We start from the raw sequence: 20,413 nt of genomic DNA on the forward strand, positions 1-20,413 counted from the left end.
ATACAAAATGACCGGTTTTTATACAAATCATTTAATAAAAAAACCGCCTCAGGTTATGAGACGGCTTCTTCTTTATTCTCAATCGGGTTTAATACCTCGAGGCTTGCCTCGTACGAAAAAAACAGTAATCTTTGAGCATGAGCTCAAGTATTCACATCCATAAGCGCCACAATGTTTCACTTCTTTTGTATCATCTAGTATGTTCAACAAAGTATCGTCGATTAGTTCTAAGTCCAAAAGTGGATAGGATTTTAAAAAAGACGTGTTTAGATATTCAAGATAGATACGAAATACATTTTTTGGAAATAGGAACAGACAAAAACCATGTACATTTTTTAATTCAGAGCGTTCCGACCTACAGTCCAACAAAAATTGCCAGAACCATAAAAAGCATCACAGCACGGGAGATATTTTTAAAAGCACCAGGTGTAAAACGTGCCTTATGGGGTGGTTCATTCTGGGGAAGTGGTTTTTATGTTAATACGGTTGGGCGCCATGGTAATGAAAAAATTATAGCGGCGTATGTAAAGAATCAAGGGCTAGAAGATGAATATGACGTTTTACATAAGGATTCACAGCTAAATTTATTCTAATAATAATGCCCCGTGGGCTTGCCCCGGGGATTATTTACTTTTTTTCACTTTAAGTGATTTTGTATATTTTGTCTAAAAAATGGTGTTAAATTTTAAATGTAAGTACAGGTAATTTTGCGTGGTTAGCTAAATCTTCAGTAATACTTCCTGAGAATAGGTGTGCTAAACCAGAGCGTCTATGGGTATTTATCAATATAACATCAGCATCAATTACTTTTGAAAAATTAAGTACTCCAGATTCTATAGATACATCATTATAAATGTTAAGTGTGTAATTGTTTAAATCAAAATCGTTGATAAAATTACGAATAGCATCACTAGAATCTTTAGTGGTTTCAAAATTATGGATGGTATTTATTTTTAATAGGTGCAATTGCGCGTTAAAAATAGCTGTAAAATCTAAAATATGTTGAAAAGATTCTCTAGCGTCCATATTAAAATCAGAAGCAAAAACAATATTTTCAATTTTAAAGTTTTCAATTTCTTTTTTAATTACTAAAACCGGAACCTCAGAATTTCTAACAACTTTTTCAGTATTAGAGCCAACCAGCATTTCTTCAAGACCAGAAGTACCTTTAGATCCCATTACAATTAGGTCTACATTGTGTTTTACACTTTCATCAATAATACCATCATACGCCTTGTGAAATTGAACAGAATCTTCAATTTCAATACCTTCTAAAAAAGGAAGTTTTTTAAAGTCTTCAAATTTTTCATAGGCTCTTTTTAAAAAAAGTAGTGCCGTTGGTGTGTTGCTTGATGTGCCATAACTAGCAGGGTCAATTACTCCAACAGGAAGCTCCAGCATATGAAGTAAAAAAATCTTAGAGTTATTAAGCTTGGCAATACTTGCGGCTACTTTTGCTGCATACTCTGCTTGTATAGAAAAATCTATGGGAACTAGTATTCTTTTCATAAAAACCGTATTTAGGATTTTGACATGTAGAATGTAAAGTTAATGTTTTTAAATTAAAATAAACAATGAATTTTTATCATTTCAAAAAATGTTACTATATTTGCATCGAATTTGAAACAGTTTAGAAGGTAGGAGGGGACAATGAGTCCCCTCTTTTTATACTAGGATGGATAAAGAAAAAGTTATAAATTTGTTGAATACCGCGCTCGAAGAGAATTTGAGCTTGTTTTTAATTGAATTAAAATTTCAAGCTGAAAACAAAATTTATGTTGAAGTTGATGGTGATAATGGTGTGTCTTTAAACGAGTGCATTAGAATTAGCAGGGTCATTGAGCATAATTTAGATAGAGAGGAAGAGGATTTTTCATTAGAAGTTACTACTCCAGACATTGCAAATCCGTTAAAAGTTAACAGACAATATAAAAAAAATATCAATCGTGTTTTAGAAATAAAACTTCACGATAATACTAAGGTTGAAGGTTTGCTTAAAGCTGTAGGCGATGATTCTATTGAATTAGAGTGGAAAGCTAGAGAACCAAAACCAGTTGGGAAAGGAAAAGTAACGGTTGTAAAAAATGCAACAATACCATTTTCAAATATTTTAGAAGCAAAAGTGAAAATAATATTTTAATTTAGAGAGTGCATGGAAAATATAGCATTAATTGAGTCATTTTCAGAATTTAAAGGAGATAAAAATATTGATAGAGTGACGCTTATGGCTATTCTTGAAGAGGTTTTTAGAGCTGCTTTAAAGAGGAAATTTGGGTCTGATGATAACTTTGATATAATTATAAATCCAGATAAAGGAGATTTGGAGATATGGAGAAACAGAGTTGTTGTAGCCGATGGCATGTCGGAAGATGACAATGAAGAGATTGAGCTTTCAGAAGCACGTAAAATTGAACCAGATTTTGAAATTGGTGAAGATGTGTCAGAAGAAGTAAAACTTATAGATTTAGGTAGACGTGCAATTTTAGCATTACGTCAAAACTTAATTTCTAAAATTTATGAACACGATAGCACAAATACTTTTAAACAATTTAAAGATTTAGAAGGAGATATTTATAGTGCAGAGGTTCACCATATTCGCCATAATGCTGTAATTTTATTAGATGATGAAGGTAATGAAATTGTATTGCCAAAAAGCGAACAAATTCGTTCAGATTATTTCAGAAAAGGAGATTCAGTAAGAGGAATTATTAAAACGGTTGAATTACGTGGAAATAAACCAGTTATTATCATGTCTAGAACGGCGCCTGAGTTCTTGGTTAAATTATTTGAACAAGAAATTCCTGAAGTATTTGATGGTTTAATTACCATTGAAGGTGTTGCTAGGATTCCAGGTGAAAAAGCAAAAGTAGCGGTTGATTCATATGATGATAGAATTGATCCTGTTGGAGCTTGTGTTGGTATGAAAGGATCTCGTATTCACGGTATTGTTCGTGAATTAGGTAATGAAAATATTGATGTGCTTAACTACACTAAAAATACCCAGTTGTTTATTGCTAGAGCTTTGAGTCCTGCAAAAGTGGTTTCTATGAAAATTCACGAAGAAGAAGGAAGAGAAGATGGTAAAAAAGGACGCGTTGATGTGTTTTTAGCGCCAGAAGAAGTATCTAAAGCCATTGGTAAAAATGGTGTAAATATTCGTTTGGCCTCACAATTAACTGGATACGAATTAGACGTTCAACGCGAAGGTGTTGAATTGGAAGATGATGTTGAATTAACCGAGTTTTCAGATGAAATAGAAGCTTGGGTAATCAATGAATTTAAAAACATTGGTTTAGATACAGCTCGCAGCGTACTAGACAAAGATGTATCAGAACTTGTAAAGTTAACCGATTTAGAGGAGGAAACTATTTTAGAGGTTCAAAAAATATTAAGAGAAGAATTTGAAGATTAATCTTTAAAATTCAAAAATAATAGGCTTAAAATTAATTATATGGCTGACGACAAAACATTGAGATTAAACAAAGTATTACGAGAATTAAACATTTCGTTAGATAGGGCTGTTGAGCATTTAGCTAACAGTGGTATTGAAATTGAAGCAAGACCAACAACAAAAATATCTAATGAAGAATATGAAGTTTTACTTGATGGTTTTCAAACAGATAGAAGTAAAAAAGCAGCTTCAAAAGAAGTAGGTGAAGAAAAACGCAAAGAAAAAGAAGCGTTGAGAATTGCCTCTGAAGAAAAGGCTGAAAAACATCGTTTGGATGAGGAAGCAAAAAAAGAAGTTGTAAAAGCCAAAGCTGATAAGCTAGAAGTAAAAACTGTTGGTAAAATTGATATTGAGCCAAAAAAAGTTGAACCAAAAGTAGAACCAAAAATTGAGCCGAAGGTTGAACAAAAAGTTGAGCCAAAAGTTGAACCTAAAATAGAGGTTGAAAAGCCTGTTGTTGAAAAAATTCAAGAAAAGCCTGTAGCTCAAGTTGTTAAAGAAGAAGTGGTGCCAGAGCCAGTGGTTGTGAAAAAAGATGTTGAAGTTAAGAAAGAGCCTGTAAAAGCTGAGCCTAAAGTAGTTGCTGAGGTTAAAAAAGAAGAAGTTAAAACAACTGAAAAGCCTGTGAAAGAGATTAAATCTCAAGAGGTAACTAAGCCTGTAGAGAAGGTTCAAACAAAGGAAAAACCTGTAGATCAGCCAGTTGAAGAGCCTTCTGAACCTCAAACCATTCAAACGCAATATAAAGTTTTGTCTGGTCCAAAAATTATGGGTGAAAAAATTGACTTAAAGCAATTTGAGAAAAAACCTAAGCCTAAAAAAGTTGATTCTGCTAAAAAAGAATCTGCTGATGATGCTAATAAAAAGAAACGTCGTAGAATAAAGAAAGCACCTATTCAAGGTGAAAGAAAACCATATGCTAACGGATTACCAGGAGCAGCAGGTCAAAATAAAGGAGCAGCAGGAAGAGGGCCTCAACGTGGTGGACCAAGAAAACCAATTGTTAAAGAAGAACCATCTGAAGCAGATGTTCAAAAACAAGTTAGAGAAACCTTAGAAAAACTTCAAGGGAAATCTAAAAAAGGTAAAGGAGCAAAATATAGAAGAGATAAAAGAGATTTACACCGTCAACAATCTGAAATCGATCAAGAGCTTCAAGCAGCTGAAAGCAAAATACTTAAAGTTACAGAATTTGTTACTGTAAGTGAAATAGCTACCATGATGGATATTCCAGTAACCAATATTATTTCTACTTGTATGACATTGGGAATGATGGTGACTATGAACCAGCGTTTAGATGCTGAGACATTGACAATTGTTGCTGAAGAATTTGATTATACAGTTGATTTTGTTGGAGCTGAAGTTGAAGAGTCGATTGAAGAGCATAAAGATACTGAGGAAGAATTAGAACCAAGAGCCCCAATTATTACGGTAATGGGACACGTAGATCACGGTAAAACTTCATTGTTAGATTATATTCGTGAAGAAAATGTAATTGCAGGAGAATCGGGTGGTATTACACAACATATTGGTGCTTATGGTGTTCAACTTAAAAATGGTCAAAAAATTGCATTTTTAGATACACCAGGTCACGAGGCTTTTACAGCGATGAGAGCTCGTGGTGCTCAGGTAACAGATTTAGTTATTATTGTTGTTGCAGCTGATGATGACGTTATGCCGCAAACAAAAGAAGCTATTAGCCATGCGCAAGCTGCTGGTGTGCCAATTGTATTTGCAATTAATAAAATTGATAAACCGCACGCAAATCCTGAAAAAATAAAGGAGCAACTTTCTCAAATGAATTTGTTGGTTGAAGATTGGGGTGGAAAAATTCAATCTCAAAATATTTCAGCAAAAACAGGTGAAGGTGTATCTGAATTACTTGAAAAAGTATTATTAGAGGCTGAAATGTTGGATTTAAAAGCAAATCCAAATAAAAACTCTGTAGGAACAGTAGTAGAAGCTTTATTAGATAAAGGTCGTGGTTATGTATCAACAATTTTGGTTCAAGAAGGAACATTGAAAATTGGAGATTATATGTTGGCTGGAAAACATAGCGGAAAAGTAAAAGCGATGTTTGATGAAAGAGGAAAGAGCATGAAAAGTGCAGGTCCTTCAACTCCAGTTTCAATATTAGGATTAGACGGTGCGCCGCAAGCAGGTGATAGATTTCACGTATTTGAAGATGAAAAAGAAGCAAAACAAATTGCATCAAAACGATCTCAATTACAACGTGAACAATCTGTTAGAACACAACGTCATATTACATTAGATGAAATTGGACGAAGAATTGCACTGGGAGACTTTAAAGAGTTGAACATTATATTAAAAGGTGATGTTGATGGTTCTGTGGAAGCATTAACTGATTCGTTCCAAAAATTATCTACCAGTGAGATTCAGGTAAATATTATACATAAAGGTGTAGGTGCAATTACAGAATCTGATGTTTTATTAGCTTCAGCATCTGATGCTATTATTATTGGATTTAACGTAAGACCTTCAGGAAATGCTAGAACTATTGCTGATAATGAGGAAATTGACGTAAGAACTTATTCTATTATTTATGACGCAATTAATGATTTGCGTGATGCAATGGAAGGTATGCTGTCTGCTGAAATTAAAGAAGAAGTTACAGGTAATGTTGAGATTAGAGAGGTTTATAAAATCTCTAAAATTGGAAATATTGCTGGTTGTATGGTAACAAGTGGTAAAATATTTAGAAACTCTAAAATTAGAATTATTAGAGATAGTGTTGTAATTCATTCAGGTGAATTAACTTCTTTAAAACGATTTAAAGATGATGCTAAAGAAGTTGCTAAAGGTTACGATTGTGGTATGCAATTTAAAAACTACAACGATATTGAAATAGGAGACGTTGTTGAAGCTTATCAAGAAGTTGAGGTTAAGAAAAAACTAAAAAGAAATTAGTATCAAATAATATTGAATTAAAAAAGGCGTGCAATTTTGCACGCCTTTTTTAGTTATAAAACATAGTAATTGGTTTTTTTAAATTTTATCTTCTAAAACAATTGCGCCTGCATAATCTCCATTAATAATTAATAAAACACTATCAGCTTCTAAGCGAGTTTTAAATTTACCTACATGAGTTTTCCATTCAGGTGCATTGTAAATAATATCTATGCTATACTCAGGGTAAAGAGCAGTAAAATTTTGCTTTACTTTGTAAGCATCTTTTTCATTACCATTGTATATTTGAATCTTATATACAGCTGAAGTTTTATTTTTTTCGTTATATGTTATTTTTTGGGAAATTAAATTATTGATTTTGCTTTGTTCGCTCTGCGAGTAGGAATTGTAGATTCCTAAAAACAACATTAAAACAAATGTATATAAAGTATTTTTTGATATTTGATTCATGGTTTATTTAAATTTTTTTCAAATTTATAGTATTCTATGAATATTCAATAATAAGTCATCTTATTTAGAATCATTATAAATTAGTATAATCTTAATTTTAACTTTTTGTGATTTGCTTTTAAATACTACTTTTGTTAAATCGTTTAAAAATGATTTAAGTCATATATTTTTACATGAAAATATTGTACCGAACAACAATGAAAAGATTTTTTTAAGTATGAAAAGTGTGAAACAACACAGTCCTTTATCAAGATTAATAATAAGTAGTCTTGCTTTCCTTTTATTTTTTTCGCTTAATTTATCGGCTCAAGAAGGTGATGCTGCTAATGGAGAGAAAATCTTCAAATCAGTCTGCGCTGCTTGTCATAAATTAGATAAAAAGTTAGTAGGCCCTGCTTTACAGGGTGTTACTGAAAGAAGAGATCAAGATTGGTTAATTGCCTGGATTAAAGATAGTCCGGGAATGATTAAATCTGGAGATAAATTAGCAATTCAAGTTTTTGAAGAAAACAACAGGTTGCCAATGACAGCTAATCCTCAATTGTCTGATCAAGATATTATTGATGTGTTAGCGTACACTAAAGGTGATTCTGCAGCTCCAGTTGCAGCTGCAAGTCAACAGGCTGCTGATCCAGGAGTAGAACTTGGTAAAGCTGTTTTTAAGGCAAATTGTGCAGCATGTCACAAATTAGAAGGGAAGTTAATTGGTCCTGAGCTTTTGAAAATTACAGATAAGCGTGAGTTGTCTTGGTTGAAATTATGGATTAAAGACAATAATGCTTTAGCTGCTTCAGGTGATAAATTAGCAATTGAAGTGCAGGCAAGTAATCCTGCTGCAATGACACCTTTTCCTCAGCTTTCAGATGAGGATATTGACAATGTGTTAAAATACCTTGCGGTTGGTGATGTAGAGCAAGCTGTAGCTTCTTCAGCATCTTCAACAGATCAGGAAATTTTTGACAACCCTGGTTTTGGGGTGTTACCAACTTTAGCATTAACTATATTGGCATTTATACTATTGTCTGTTATAGTTGCAGCAACTACAAATAAAAAAGTTGTAGAAGGAGAAGAGTCTACTCCAAGTATGTTGAAAACAATGATTTTCAATCCATTCCTACGTTTCTTAGTGATTATTTTTGTATTGCTAGGTGGTGCTTGGATGGTGTTTGGTTATCTTTTTCAAATAGATGTTAATGAAGGGTATCAGCCAATACAGCCAATTGCTTTTTCACACGCAGTACATGCAGGTGACAATAAAATTGATTGTCAATATTGTCACTCTTCAGCAAAACACAGTAAAACATCTGGAATTCCTACTCTTAATGTATGTATGAATTGTCATAAGTCTATTTCAGAATATAATGGAGCGTTATTTGGTGATTATTCAAAAGAAGATTTAGATAATGAAATTCAAAAGATTTATGATGCAGTAGGTTGGGATAAAGACAACGTAGCTTATATTGAAGGTTTTGAGCAAAAACCAATTGAGTGGGTACGCATTCATAACTTAGCTGATTTTGCTTATTACAATCACGCTCAGCACGTAACAGTTGCTGGTTTAGATTGTCAAAAATGTCATGGTCCAGTTGAAACGATGCACGAGATGAAACAATTCTCACCATTAACAATGGGTTGGTGTATAGATTGTCATAGACAAACAGAAGTTGATATGACTGAAAATGGTTATTATAAAAATATTCACGATCAGTTATCTAAAAAATACGGTGTTGAAAAAATTACTGAAGCTCAAATGGGAGGTTTAGAATGTGGAAAATGTCACTATTAATAAAAACAATAAACGATTAATAAACTTAGATAAGTAATTATTCATTTTTATAATCTTTCAATAATAAATATAAAAATCAATGGCATCAAACAAAAAATACTGGAAAAGTGTTGAAGAGCTGAACGAAACAAGCTCTATTGTTGATACGTTAAAAAATAACGAGTTTGTTGAGGAAATTCCTACTGATGAGTTTTTAGGGAATAAAGAAAGTTTAGAAACTTCATCAACAACACGTAGAGACTTTTTAAAGTATGTTGGATTTACCACTGCAGCAGCTTCTTTAGCGGCTTGTGAAGGTCCTGTAATTAAATCGATTCCTTACATTATTAAACCAGATGATATTATTCCTGGTGTTGCAGAGTATTATGCAACAACTATGGCTGATGGTTTTGATTTTGCGAATGTTTTGGTTAAAGTTAGAGAAGGACGTCCTATCAAAATTGAACCGAATAAAGAAGTAGGTGGAGCTACAAATGCTCGTGTACAAGCTTCTGTACTTTCATTATATGATAGCCAACGTTTAAAAGCTCCAAAAGCAAATGGGTCAGCTATTTCTTGGGCAGATGCTAACAGTCAAATTATTTCTAAATTAAATGAAGTAAAAGAAGCTGGTTTACAAATTGCTGTTTTAACAGGAACTTGTGCAAGTCCTTCAACTAAAAAATTAATAAATTCATTAAACGATACTTATGGTAATGTAAATCACGTTGCCTACGATGCAGTTTCAGAATCAGCAGCGTTAGATGCGTTTGAAACCATGTACGGAACAAGAGCATTGCCTGATTATAATTTTGAAAAGGCTGAAGTAATTGTTTCTATTGGTGCAGATTTTCTTGGAGATTGGCAAGGTGGCGGTTTTTCAGCAGGTTATGCTAAAGGTCGTGTTCCTCAAAATGGAAAAATGTCTCGTCATATCCAGATAGAATCAAACATGTCTTTAACAGGTGCAAATGCAGATAAGCGTTTAATGGTTAAACCATCTGAACAAATAACTGCATTGGCTAGATTGTATGCTACTATAACAGGTGGAGGTGTTACTATGGAAATGACTCCATTAACTGATACAGTTTCTAATGCAGCAAAACAATTGCAAGCCGCAGGTAGTAAAGCTGTTGTTGTAACGGGTATACAAGATAAAAGCGCTCAGTTATTAGCTTTAGCAATTAATAAAGCTTTAAATAGCGAAGTGATTGATATTAAAGCTACAAAAAATATTAGAAAAGGGAATGATGCAAGTGTGTCTCAATTAATTACAGATATGAATGCTGGATTGGTTGGTGCTGTAATTATCAATAATTCAAACCCTGTATATACTTTACCTAATTCAGCTGAATTTGTTGAAGGATTAAAGAAAGTAAAATTATCTGTAGCATGTTCTATGCAAGATAATGAAACAGCAAATGCTGTTCAATATGCGTTGGCTGCACCACATTATTTAGAGTCTTGGGGTGATGTTGTTATTAAAAAAGGACAATATAGCTTAATGCAACCAACAATTAAACCGTTATTTGATACACGTCAGTTTCAAGATGTTTTATTAACATGGACAGGAAACAGCGCTTCTTATTACGACTTTTTAAAGGAAACTTGGAATGCTGATATTTTAAACGGTACTTCTTGGAATCAAGCTTTGCACGATGGCGTTTTTGTTACCCCAGTTGAAGATATTGAAATTGCAACTTTAGAAGTTGATATGGATGCTATTTTAGGAGGATTAACGTTTACTGCTTCTGATTTTGAACTTAACTTATACACAAAAACGGGTATGGGTGATGGTCAAATGGCAAACAACCCTTGGTTACAAGAATTTCCAGATCCAATTACAAGAACTTCTTGGGATAATTATTTAACAATGTCTAAAGCAGATGCCGAAGCATTGGGAGTAATTAATTACCATGTTGCCAACGGTGCCTTAAATGGTAGTTTAGTTGAATTGACTGTGAATGACGTTTCAGATGTGTTACCTGTTTTAATTCAACCAGGTCAAGCAAATGGATCATTAGGTTTGGCGCTTGGTTATGGAAGAAAACAAGGTTTAAAAGCTGAAATGCAAACTGGTAAAAACGGTTATCAATTTTATAAAGGATTTAATAATTTTCAAAGTAATGTTACTTTAAAAGTAGTTGAAGGTGAGCATGAGTTTGCTTGTATTCAGTTACACAATACCTTAATGGGTAGAGGTGATATTATTAAGGAAACAACGATAGAAGATTATAATACTGTTGATTCAAAAGAATGGAATAAAGTTCCTGTGGTTTCAATGGATCACAAAGAAGTAGAAGCCAATTCAGTGGATCTTTGGGAGTCGTTTGATAGAACTACGGGTCATCATTTTAATTTATCGATAGATTTAAACGCTTGTACTGGATGTGGAGCCTGTGTAATTGCTTGTCACGCTGAGAATAATGTACCAGTTGTTGGTAAAGCAGAAGTAAGAAAATCTAGAGATATGCATTGGTTGAGAATTGATAGATATTATTCTCACGAAGAAGATTTTGCTGGTGACGTTGAAAAGAAAGAAGCTGGTAAAGGAGTTATTGGTTATAAAGATACAATGGCTGAATTAGAACATGCATCTGAAAATCCTTCAGTGGCATTTCAACCAGTTATGTGTCAACATTGTAATCATGCGCCTTGTGAGACAGTTTGTCCTGTAGCAGCTACATCTCATAGCCGTCAAGGTCAAAATCATATGGCTTATAACCGTTGTGTAGGTACTCGTTATTGTGCAAATAACTGCCCTTATAAAGTACGTAGATTTAACTGGTTTAATTATCCAAATAACAGTGAATTTGATTTTAACATGAACGATGATTTAGGAAGAATGGTTCTAAATCCAGATGTTACAGTGCGTTCTCGTGGTGTAATGGAAAAATGTTCTATGTGTGTTCAAATGACGCAAGCTACTATCCTAAAAGCTAAAAAAGAGGGAAGACCTGTAAAAACCAATGAATTTGAAACAGCTTGTTCGAATGCTTGTAGTACAGGAGCAATGATTTTTGGTGACGTAAATCACAAAGAAGATACTGTTGCTGAATTAGTAGCGGATAAAAGAGCTTATCATTTATTAGAACATATTGGTACAAAACCAAATGTAGTTTATCATGTAAAAGTGAGAAACACACAAGAAGCATAAAAATATTATTAATAGATTATAATTAAAAAGAATTATGTCGTCTCATTACGAAGCACCTATTAGAAGACCTTTAATTGATGGAGATAAAAGCTACCACGATATTACGGTTGAAGTAGCAGCCCCAGTTGAAGGTAAAGCAAATAAATTATGGTGGACAGCCTTTGCAATTGCACTTACAGCATTCCTTTGGGGATTGGGTTCAATTATTTACACTATTGGAACAGGAATTGGAGTTTGGGGATTAAATAAAACAGTTGGTTGGGCTTGGGATATCACAAACTTTGTTTGGTGGGTTGGTATCGGTCACGCAGGTACACTTATTTCCGCAGTACTTTTATTATTTCGTCAAAAATGGAGAATGGGTATCAACCGTTCTGCAGAAGCAATGACTATTTTTTCTGTTGTTCAAGCAGGTTTATTTCCAGTAATTCACATGGGACGTGTTTGGAATGCACACTTTGTATTGCCAATACCTAACCAATTTGGGACACTTTGGACCAACTTTAATTCACCATTATTATGGGACGTTTTTGCAATTTCAACTTATTTGTCGGTTTCATTGGTTTTCTGGTGGACTGGTTTATTACCTGATTTTGCAATGTTACGTGATAGAGCTGTAAAACCTTTTCAAAAGAAAATTTATAGTTTATTAAGTTTTGGATGGAGCGGTAGAGCAAAAGACTGGCAACGTTTTGAAGAGGTTTCATTGGTGTTAGCAGGTTTAGCAACTCCATTGGTACTTTCAGTACATACCATTGTATCATTTGACTTTGCAACTTCTGTAATTCCAGGATGGCATACAACAATTTTCCCTCCTTACTTTGTTGCTGGAGCTGTATTCTCAGGATTTGCAATGGTAAATACCTTGCTAATTATTATGAGAAAAGTTTCTAACTTAGAGGCTTATATTACATTACAACACATCGAATTAATGAATATTGTAATTATGATTACAGGTTCTATTGTTGGATGTGCTTATATTACAGAGTTATTTATTGCTTGGTATTCAGGTGTTGAATACGAACAATATGCTTTCTTAAACAGAGCAACGGGACCTTACTGGTGGGCATATTTATTAATGATGAGTTGTAACGTATTCTCTCCACAATTTATGTGGTCTAAAAAATTAAGACAAAGTATTACTTTCTCTTTTATCATTTCAATTGTTGTAAATGTTGGAATGTGGTTTGAGAGATTTGTAATTATAGTAACATCATTACACAGAGATTATTTACCTTCATCATGGACTATGTTCTCTCCAACTTTTGTTGATATAGGAATCTACGTTGGAACCATCGGTTTCTTCTTTGTACTATTCTTATTGTATGCAAGAACATTCCCAGTAATAGCTCAAGCAGAGGTAAAATCTATTTTAAAATCATCAGGTGAAAATTATAAAAAATTAAGAGACAGAAATCATGAGTAATAAAGTAATACAAGCAATGTATAACGATGATGATGTTTTAATGGACGCAGTGAAAGAAGTTCGTGCGGCACATTATCATATTGATGAAGTTTATACACCATTCCCAGTTCATGGTTTAGATAAAGCAATGGGATTAAAAGGTACACGAATTGCAATTACTGCATTTATGTACGGATGTGTTGGTTTTTCATTTGCAATTTGGATGATGAACTATATGATGATAGAACAATGGCCTCAAGATATTGGTGGTAAGCCAAGTATGAGTTTCTTTTTAAATATGCCAGCATTTATTCCTATTATGTTCGAATTAAGTGTGTTTTTTGCAGCGCATTTAATGGTAATTACATTTTATATGCGTAGTAGATTATGGCCATTTAAAGAAGCTGAAAACCCAGATCCAAGAACTACTGATGATATGTTTGTAATGGAAGTAGCTGTAGATGGTAATGAAGCTGAATTGGTTTCATTCCTTGAGAAAACTGGAACTGTAGAAATTAAAGTAACTGAAAAGCACTAATTAAAATGAAAAGCATTTTAAAAATAACAATTGCATTGGGTTTTATAATGACTTTAACGTCTTGTTGGACAGATAAGTCAAAAAGAAACTACCAATATATGCCAGATATGTACAAGTCTGTTGGTTATGAGACTTATTCTCAAAACCCTAACTTTGCAAATGGAATGACTACGCAGTTACCTGCTGAAGGAAGTATTGCTCGTGGTCAAGTACCTTATGATTATCCAAATACAAATGAAGGATATGAAGATGCTAAATTAAATTCTAAAAACCCTTTAGAGGTTAACGAAGAAAATTTGGCCAACGGTAAAAAAATGTACGATATCTATTGTATTTCTTGTCACGGTCAAAATGGTGCAGGTGATGGTGTTTTAGTACAACGTGATAAGTTTTTAGGAGTTCCTAACTATAAAGATAGAGAAATTACAGAAGGAAGTATTTACCATGTAATTATGTATGGTAGAAATATGATGGGTTCTCATGCTTCACAATTAACTGCTAAAGAGCGTTGGGAAGTAACCATGTATGTGGAACAATTAAGAACTGAATTATTAAAATAAGACTTTTACTAAGATAGAAATTTATAATATGTATACCTTTTCAAGTAAATTAAAAACACTTTCTTTCGCCTTAATGATTATTGGCTTTTTAGGTGTTGCTTACGGTTTTTTAACTACACCAAGTTCAGTAGAAGATGTGAAAGTAATGTTGCAACAAAGTCATGATGCTCATGGTTCTGAAGCTTCAGCACATGAAGTTACTGTAAATGAACATGGTTCTACACAAGCACATGAGGTTGATGCTCATGCAGAGCATGTTTTTCATTCATTGAAAAACAAACCTTGGTCTGCTTTATATGTAGCTTTGTTTTTCTTTTTTATGATTTCATTGGCAACATTGGCTTTTTATGCTATTCAACATGCAGCACAAGCAGGTTGGCCAGTTGTTTTGTTTAGAGTTATGGAAGCAATTACTGCATATTTACCAGTTGGTGGTGTGTTATTATTTGTGTTTTTTGTACTTTCATCATTACATTTAAATCATTTATTTGTTTGGATGGATCCAGAAGTTGTAGCTCATGATGAATTAATTCAAAATAAATCAGGATACTTAAATGTACCTTTCTTTTTAATTAGAGCTGCTATTTATATTACAGGTTGGGTTGTATATCGCAACTATGCTCGTAAATTAACTTTAGCACAAGACAATTCAACAGACTTAACTAATTACACTAAATTATTTAAAAGTTCTGCAGCATTTTTAGTGTTCTTTTTAGTTACAGAATCTATGATGTCTTGGGATTGGATTATGAGTTTAGATCCACACTGGTTTAGTACCTTATTTGGATGGTATGTTTTTGCAAGTATGATTGTTTCTGCAATTACAACTATAGCTTTGGTATCAATTTATCTTAAAGGAAAAGGATATTTAGAATTTGTAAACAATAGCCATTTACATGATTTGGCTAAGTTTATGTTCGGATTCAGTATTTTTTGGACATACCTTTGGTTTTCACAATTTATGTTAATTTGGTATGCCAATATTCCTGAAGAGATTACTTACTTTGCAACTAGATTTAACGATTATAAAATACCGTTTTTAGGTATGTTAGGTTTAAACTTTGTGTTCCCATTTTTAATATTGATGAATAGTGATTTTAAACGTGTGCCTTGGTTTATTGTTTGTGCAGGGATCGTTATTTTATTAGGTCATTATGTAGATATTTATGTAATGATTATGCCAGCAACTGTTGGTGATCAATGGTTTTTTGGAATTTCAGAAATAAGCTCGGTATTATTGGTGTTAGGATTGTTTATATATGTTGTATTCTCGGCATTGTCGAAAGTACCTTTATTAGCAAAAGGGAATCCTTTTATCAAAGAAAGTGAACATTTTCATTATTAAAATTAAAAAATAACTATAGAAAATAGTCCTGAATACAATTTATTCGGGATTTTTTTTATATTTGGAACTACTATTAACAACTAACTAAAAAAATGACAGCAATACTTTACGTTTTACTGGCAATTGTTATTGCCGTGGCCATATGGCAAGTAACAAGTATCTTTAATTTAAAAGAAGCAATAGCTACCGAAAAAGACAACAATACGCAAGGGATTATTTTTGCGATTTTTGGAATCTTTTTTTATGGTCTAATGCTATTTTCATTTTGGAAATACTCTGTAATTTTATTACCAGATGCGGCCTCAATTGAAGGTGAAAGTTACGACACCTTGTACCTGGTAACTATGGTACTAATCTTATTTGTACAAGCCATTACACAATTTTTATTATTCTTTTTTGCATTTAAATACCGCGGAATTAAAGGTAGAAAAGCATTGTTTTATGCTGATAGTCATAAACTTGAAATGATTTGGACAATTGTTCCTGCCATTGTTTTATCTGGAATCGTGTTATACGGATTGTCTGTTTGGAACAATGTAATGGACACTTCTGATGCTGAAAACCCTTTAATTGTTGAAGTTTATGCCAAACAATTTCAATGGGAAGCACGTTATGCTGGTGAAGACAATGAATTAGGTTTGGCCAATGTTCGTAATATTAAAGGCATCAATACTATGGGTGTTGATATGACAGATAAAAATGCTTTAGATGATGTTCCTGTAAGAGAATTACGTTTGCCTAAAGGAAGAAAAGTAATCTTTAAATTTCGTTCTCAAGATGTATTGCACTCAGCTTTTATGCCTCACTTTAGAGCACAAATGAACTGTGTTCCTGGGATGATAACTCAGTTTGCATTTACACCTAGTATGACCACTGAAGAAATGAGATTGAATGATGAAACCATTGCAAAAGTGGAAGGTATCAACAAAATTAGAGCCGAAAAAGGGGAAGATCCTTACGAATTTGATTATTTACTTTTATGTAATAAAATTTGTGGTGCTTCGCATTATAATATGCAAATGAAAATTATTGTTCAGGAAGAAGCCGAATTCAATGCTTGGTTGAAAGATCAAAAAACAATGGCGCAAGTTGTTGTTCAATAAAAACTAACTATACTACTACTAACAAAATATAATTATGTCAGATCATCATCATAAAGAAACATTTATAACTAAATACGTATTTAGTCAAGATCATAAAATGATTTCTAAACAGTACTTGGTAACAGGTATTTTTATGGGAATAATAGGGGTGTTTATGTCTATGTTATTCCGTTTGCAAATTGCTTGGCCAGAACATTCATTTTCTATTATTGAAGCGTTTTTAGGACACCATCAAGATGGAGGTGTAATGTCACCAGATATTTACCTTGCTTTGGTTACCATTCACGGAACAATCATGGTGTTTTTTGTATTAACAGCTGGTTTAAGTGGAACGTTTAGTAACCTTTTAATTCCATTACAAATTGGAGCTCGTGATATGGCATCTGGTTTTTTAAATATGGTTTCATATTGGTTGTTCTTTTTATCGAGTGTAATTATGGTATTGTCTTTGTTTATTGAAGCAGGTCCTGCTTCAGCTGGATGGACAATTTACCCACCACTGAGTGCCTTGCCACAAGCAATTCCTGGATCTGGATTGGGTATGACAATGTGGTTGGTTTCTATGGCTATTTTTATTGCATCATCATTAATAGGTGCCTTAAACTATATTGTAACGGTATTAAATTTAAGAACTGTTGGAATGAAAATGACAAGATTGCCTTTAACAATTTGGGCTTTCTTTATCACTGCAATTATTGGTGTGGTTTCTTTCCCAGTATTGTTATCTGCAGCTTTATTGTTAATTTTTGATAGAAGTTTTGGAACGTCATTTTATTTATCAGACATTTTTATTCAAGGTGAAGTATTACATTACCAAGGTGGATCGCCAGTTTTGTTTGAACATTTATTTTGGTTCTTAGGTCACCCTGAAGTTTATATTGTATTGTTACCTGCATTGGGTATTACTTCTGAAATTATTTCAACAAACTCTAGAAAACCAATTTTTGGATACAGAGCCATGATTGGGTCTATTATTGCAATCGCATTTTTGTCAACCATTGTTTGGGGTCACCATATGTTTGTATCGGGTATGAATCCTTTCTTAGGGTCTGTATTTACTTTTACAACCTTATTAATTGCGATTCCTTCAGCAGTAAAAGCATTTAATTACATTACCACACTTTGGAAAGGAAATTTACAAATGAATCCTGCGATGTTATTTTCAATCGGATTGGTTTCAACATTTATTTCTGGTGGATTAACAGGGTTGGTTCTTGGAGATAGTGCATTAGATATTAATGTTCACGATACGTATTTTGTTGTTGCGCATTTTCACTTGGTAATGGGTGTATCTGCAATTTACGGAATGTTTGCAGGTGTATATCACTGGTTTCCTAAAATGTATGGTAGAATGATGAATAAAACTTTGGGTTACTGGCACTTTTGGTTAACGGCTGTTGCTGCTTATGGTGTTTTCTTCCCAATGCATTTTATTGGTTTGGCAGGTTTACCTCGTAGATATTATGCAAATACTGCTTTTCCATTATTTGATGATGTTGCCGATGTTAATATTGTTATTACGATGTTTGCAATTTTAGGTGGTGCGGCACAGATCATTTTCTTAGCAAACTTTTTTATAAGTATTTATAAAGGTAAAAAAGCAACTCAAAACCCTTGGAAGTCTAACACTTTAGAATGGACGACTCCTGTAGAGCACATTCACGGAAACTGGCCTGGTGAAATACCAGCTGTACACCGTTGGGCTTATGATTATAGCAAACCTGGTTATGATGAAGATTATGTTTGTCAAACCACACCTTTAAAAGATGGGGAAGACCCAACATAATAGTGAAAAATTAAAATATATAAAAAACCTTTCTAAATATTAGAAAGGTTTTTTTATGCAAATCAATAATTTTTTCAAAATAAAAAAGCACCTGAAAAGGTGCCTTCGAAATTATTCAAACAAATATAATTAAGCCATAACGGTAGCTTTTTTAGATTTTCTATAGGTGTAAGAATTAAAAATATTTCTTCTACCAAAGTTACTCATCGATTTGCTGTTAATAAACTTTAAAAATAGATTTTTATTCACGCCAAAATACTCATATGTAGTTCCATCGGTAAATGTAACCTCTAATAACATACTTTTATGATGATAATCGGCAACTTGTGATTGTGTAATTGTTGTTGTGTATTCTTCTAAATTAGATTCTTTTGTTTCAGGAGCAATACTAACTAAAAAGTGATAGGCTTCAATTATGCGTTTACTAACTTCATCAGCTTCATCCTTTTTATCTTGATCCAAAAACTTATCTGGATGCCACTCTTTTACAAGTTCTCTATATGTAGTTTTTAAGGTTTTTAAATTTATTGCTCCTTCAACCTTATATAACTTTTTAAATTCATTAATACGCTTCATTTCTCCATTTTTAATTAAGGGCGCAAAAATAGAATTTATTATTGGATAACAATGTAAAAACTTGATTATTTAATTGTTTGATAACCAAATGATAACGAATTGTGCTTTAAGTCTAAATTAACGGGGTTTATTAGCTTAATCAGTTTATAAATAACCCCCGATTAATTTTTATTTCAAAATGAAAAATTTATAAAAAGAATTAATTACTTAACTCGTGCATTTTAAATAAGTCATAAACTTCGCTATTAAATGGGTAATCCCAACAACCCATTCTATGAAAAAGATCTCCTCCAAATCCTTTTTTGTACACATGGATGCCTCTTAAAGGATGTTTTTGATTTAAATTTGGCGCCGATCCAAACATGTCATATTGCGTACAGCCCCAATTTTTGGCTATTTTTAGCGATTCCCATTGAAGGGCGTAACTAGCCATCATATTTTTATTTTTTGATGAAGAGGCTCCATATAAATAAGTTCCTCGTTTATTTGATAAAACTAAAAACATGGAAGCTAAAAATTTTCCTTTATAATCGGCCATAAGCATTTTTACGCTTACTCCATTTTTAGAATTGTCTTGATTTTTTAAGATTGATGAAAAATAAGCAATTGTTTGAAGTGGTAAACCTTGACGTAATGCCGTTTCTTTGTATAAATTGTACCAGCTTTCTATATGTTCAATACCGTATTCTTTTACTTTAATACCTTTTTTAGCTGCGTTTTTAACATTGTATCGAGTATTATAGCGCATATTTTTAAGAAGCTCCTTTTCGTCCAATGATAGGTCTAAGAAAAAGGTGTTTTTTGGAAGTACATCATTCGGACTTTTTTGTAAGTTCCAATTTTCGGTTTTAAAATTAACTCTAAATTCTTGTACTTGACTTTGAGGCGGGCCAATCCAATTGCCATTTTCATCAAAATATTCTTCATCAACCGACCATTGATTTTTCCACATTAAATCATATCGAATAAAAACACAATTATCGGGTAATTCAGGTTTTAAAGCTTCAGATAAGTTTTCTAGAAAAACACCGTGATTTTCAAAATCTGGTTCAATTTTTGGCCCATAAGGTACATAGGCAAAACACTGCTCTCCATCAATACTTTTTATTAGCACCAAAATATCGTCTTTTATTTCTGTTGCTGAATTCACAGAATTGAATAACAACTCTTTAGAAACTGTTAGTTCAAAACCTAATGGAATGTAGCCTTGTTTGCTTTTTAATCGCCCCCAAAAAGGTGTTTGAGGTAAAATATGTGTTGGTTTAAGCGCTTCTAGATCCTTTTTCTTTATGCTACAAATCATCAGAATAAAATTTCTGCAAAACTAAAAAAATCATTTTTTTATCTAA

The 20,413-nt window shown here is 32.9% G+C and carries 16 protein-coding genes; 12 read left to right on the top strand and 4 right to left on the bottom strand.

Annotated features, from left to right (window positions below):
* The first annotated feature begins 137 nt into the window (after positions 1–137).
* Positions 138–593: an IS200/IS605 family transposase gene (tnpA, locus tag EC396_RS07255; RefSeq protein ID WP_129365732.1), complete on the top strand. Its 456-nt coding sequence runs from the start codon at positions 138–140 to the stop codon at positions 591–593.
* An 85-nt stretch (positions 594–678) separates the two neighbouring features.
* On the opposite strand, the gene EC396_RS07260 is transcribed toward tnpA, so the two are convergent.
* Entirely contained in the window at positions 679–1,509 is an 831-nt protein-coding gene (locus EC396_RS07260) for a universal stress protein (protein WP_129366044.1), read from the bottom strand.
* A 166-nt stretch (positions 1,510–1,675) separates the two neighbouring features.
* On the opposite strand from EC396_RS07260, the gene rimP reads away from it, so the two are divergent.
* The 3 genes from rimP to infB are packed head-to-tail and all read left to right on the top strand — an operon-like array spanning position 1,676 to position 6,379.
* Positions 1,676–2,140, top strand: a complete 465-nt coding sequence (gene rimP / locus EC396_RS07265) for a ribosome assembly cofactor RimP (RefSeq protein WP_129366045.1) — start codon at positions 1,676–1,678, stop codon at positions 2,138–2,140.
* A gap of 12 nt (positions 2,141–2,152) precedes the next feature.
* Positions 2,153–3,412 carry a transcription termination factor NusA gene (gene nusA, locus EC396_RS07270; protein WP_129366046.1) on the top strand — a complete coding sequence of 420 codons (1,260 nt, stop codon included), beginning with the start codon at positions 2,153–2,155 and terminating at the stop codon, positions 3,410–3,412.
* A 39-nt stretch (positions 3,413–3,451) separates the two neighbouring features.
* Positions 3,452–6,379, top strand: coding sequence for a translation initiation factor IF-2 (infB, locus tag EC396_RS07275; RefSeq protein WP_129366047.1), 2,928 nt, complete (start codon positions 3,452–3,454; stop codon positions 6,377–6,379).
* Between the two features lie 78 nt (positions 6,380–6,457).
* Here the strand turns inward: infB and EC396_RS07280 are convergent, their stop codons facing one another.
* The gene (locus EC396_RS07280) at positions 6,458–6,829 is read right to left on the bottom strand and encodes an SPOR domain-containing protein (RefSeq protein WP_129366048.1); all 372 of its coding nucleotides are present in this window, start codon (positions 6,827–6,829) and stop codon (positions 6,458–6,460) included.
* A 217-nt stretch (positions 6,830–7,046) separates the two neighbouring features.
* Between EC396_RS07280 and EC396_RS07285 the strand changes: the two genes are divergently transcribed.
* The 8 genes from EC396_RS07285 to EC396_RS07320 all read left to right on the top strand — a co-directional run bounded on the left by EC396_RS07285 (position 7,047) and on the right by EC396_RS07320 (position 18,488).
* Positions 7,047–8,615, top strand: a complete 1,569-nt coding sequence (locus EC396_RS07285) for a c-type cytochrome (RefSeq protein ID WP_129366049.1) — start codon at positions 7,047–7,049, stop codon at positions 8,613–8,615.
* A gap of 79 nt (positions 8,616–8,694) precedes the next feature.
* Positions 8,695–11,751 carry a TAT-variant-translocated molybdopterin oxidoreductase gene (locus tag EC396_RS07290; RefSeq protein ID WP_129366050.1) on the top strand — a complete coding sequence of 1,019 codons (3,057 nt, stop codon included), beginning with the start codon at positions 8,695–8,697 and terminating at the stop codon, positions 11,749–11,751.
* 34 nt (positions 11,752–11,785) lie between these two features.
* Positions 11,786–13,177, top strand: coding sequence for an NrfD/PsrC family molybdoenzyme membrane anchor subunit (nrfD, locus tag EC396_RS07295; RefSeq protein ID WP_129366051.1), 1,392 nt, complete (start codon positions 11,786–11,788; stop codon positions 13,175–13,177).
* A complete protein-coding gene (locus EC396_RS07300; RefSeq protein WP_129366052.1) occupies positions 13,170–13,694 on the top strand; it encodes a DUF3341 domain-containing protein in 525 nt (174 codons plus the stop codon). Before nrfD ends, EC396_RS07300 begins: the two co-directional genes overlap by 8 nt.
* Before the next feature lie 5 nt (positions 13,695–13,699).
* On the top strand, positions 13,700–14,254 hold the full coding sequence (locus tag EC396_RS07305) for a cytochrome c (protein WP_129366053.1): 555 nt from the start codon (positions 13,700–13,702) through the stop codon (positions 14,252–14,254).
* Positions 14,255–14,282: 28 nt separating this feature from the next.
* A complete protein-coding gene (locus tag EC396_RS07310) occupies positions 14,283–15,599 on the top strand; it encodes a quinol:cytochrome C oxidoreductase (protein WP_129366054.1) in 1,317 nt (438 codons plus the stop codon).
* Between the two features lie 92 nt (positions 15,600–15,691).
* Positions 15,692–16,702, top strand: coding sequence for a cytochrome c oxidase subunit II (locus EC396_RS07315; protein WP_129366055.1), 1,011 nt, complete (start codon positions 15,692–15,694; stop codon positions 16,700–16,702).
* Positions 16,703–16,736: 34 nt separating this feature from the next.
* Complete coding sequence (locus EC396_RS07320; protein ID WP_129366056.1) at positions 16,737–18,488, top strand: cbb3-type cytochrome c oxidase subunit I; 1,752 nt, start codon at positions 16,737–16,739, stop codon at positions 18,486–18,488.
* A gap of 129 nt (positions 18,489–18,617) precedes the next feature.
* Here the strand turns inward: EC396_RS07320 and EC396_RS07325 are convergent, their stop codons facing one another.
* Together EC396_RS07325 and EC396_RS07330 are read right to left on the bottom strand one after the other, a co-directional pair.
* Positions 18,618–19,064, bottom strand: a complete 447-nt coding sequence (locus tag EC396_RS07325) for a KTSC domain-containing protein (protein WP_129366057.1) — start codon at positions 19,062–19,064, stop codon at positions 18,618–18,620.
* A gap of 199 nt (positions 19,065–19,263) precedes the next feature.
* Positions 19,264–20,367 carry a peptidoglycan bridge formation glycyltransferase FemA/FemB family protein gene (locus EC396_RS07330; protein WP_129366058.1) on the bottom strand — a complete coding sequence of 368 codons (1,104 nt, stop codon included), beginning with the start codon at positions 20,365–20,367 and terminating at the stop codon, positions 19,264–19,266.
* Positions 20,368–20,413: the final 46 nt, after the last annotated feature.

The sequence above is a fragment of the Lutibacter sp. HS1-25 genome, from assembly GCF_004121075.1.
GTDB lineage: Bacteria > Bacteroidota > Bacteroidia > Flavobacteriales > Flavobacteriaceae > Lutibacter.

What these genes read in the sequence shown, in the direction of transcription:
- rimP (WP_129366045.1), top strand. Translation starts at nt 1,676, where the DNA reads ATGGATAAAGAAAAAGTTATAAATTTGTTGAATACCGCGCTCGAAGAG.
- EC396_RS07330 (WP_129366058.1), bottom strand. Translation starts at nt 20,367, where the DNA reads ATGATTTGTAGCATAAAGAAAAAGGATCTAGAAGCGCTTAAACCAACA.
- EC396_RS07325 (WP_129366057.1), bottom strand. Translation starts at nt 19,064, where the DNA reads ATGAAGCGTATTAATGAATTTAAAAAGTTATATAAGGTTGAAGGAGCA.
- EC396_RS07285 (WP_129366049.1), top strand. Translation starts at nt 7,047, where the DNA reads ATGAAAAGTGTGAAACAACACAGTCCTTTATCAAGATTAATAATAAGT.
- EC396_RS07315 (WP_129366055.1), top strand. Translation starts at nt 15,692, where the DNA reads ATGACAGCAATACTTTACGTTTTACTGGCAATTGTTATTGCCGTGGCC.
- infB (WP_129366047.1), top strand. Translation starts at nt 3,452, where the DNA reads ATGGCTGACGACAAAACATTGAGATTAAACAAAGTATTACGAGAATTA.
- EC396_RS07320 (WP_129366056.1), top strand. Translation starts at nt 16,737, where the DNA reads ATGTCAGATCATCATCATAAAGAAACATTTATAACTAAATACGTATTT.
- EC396_RS07290 (WP_129366050.1), top strand. Translation starts at nt 8,695, where the DNA reads ATGGCATCAAACAAAAAATACTGGAAAAGTGTTGAAGAGCTGAACGAA.
- EC396_RS07310 (WP_129366054.1), top strand. Translation starts at nt 14,283, where the DNA reads ATGTATACCTTTTCAAGTAAATTAAAAACACTTTCTTTCGCCTTAATG.
- EC396_RS07280 (WP_129366048.1), bottom strand. Translation starts at nt 6,829, where the DNA reads ATGAATCAAATATCAAAAAATACTTTATATACATTTGTTTTAATGTTG.
- EC396_RS07300 (WP_129366052.1), top strand. Translation starts at nt 13,170, where the DNA reads ATGAGTAATAAAGTAATACAAGCAATGTATAACGATGATGATGTTTTA.
- nusA (WP_129366046.1), top strand. Translation starts at nt 2,153, where the DNA reads ATGGAAAATATAGCATTAATTGAGTCATTTTCAGAATTTAAAGGAGAT.
- EC396_RS07305 (WP_129366053.1), top strand. Translation starts at nt 13,700, where the DNA reads ATGAAAAGCATTTTAAAAATAACAATTGCATTGGGTTTTATAATGACT.
- EC396_RS07260 (WP_129366044.1), bottom strand. Translation starts at nt 1,509, where the DNA reads ATGAAAAGAATACTAGTTCCCATAGATTTTTCTATACAAGCAGAGTAT.
- nrfD (WP_129366051.1), top strand. Translation starts at nt 11,786, where the DNA reads ATGTCGTCTCATTACGAAGCACCTATTAGAAGACCTTTAATTGATGGA.
- tnpA (WP_129365732.1), top strand. Translation starts at nt 138, where the DNA reads ATGAGCTCAAGTATTCACATCCATAAGCGCCACAATGTTTCACTTCTT.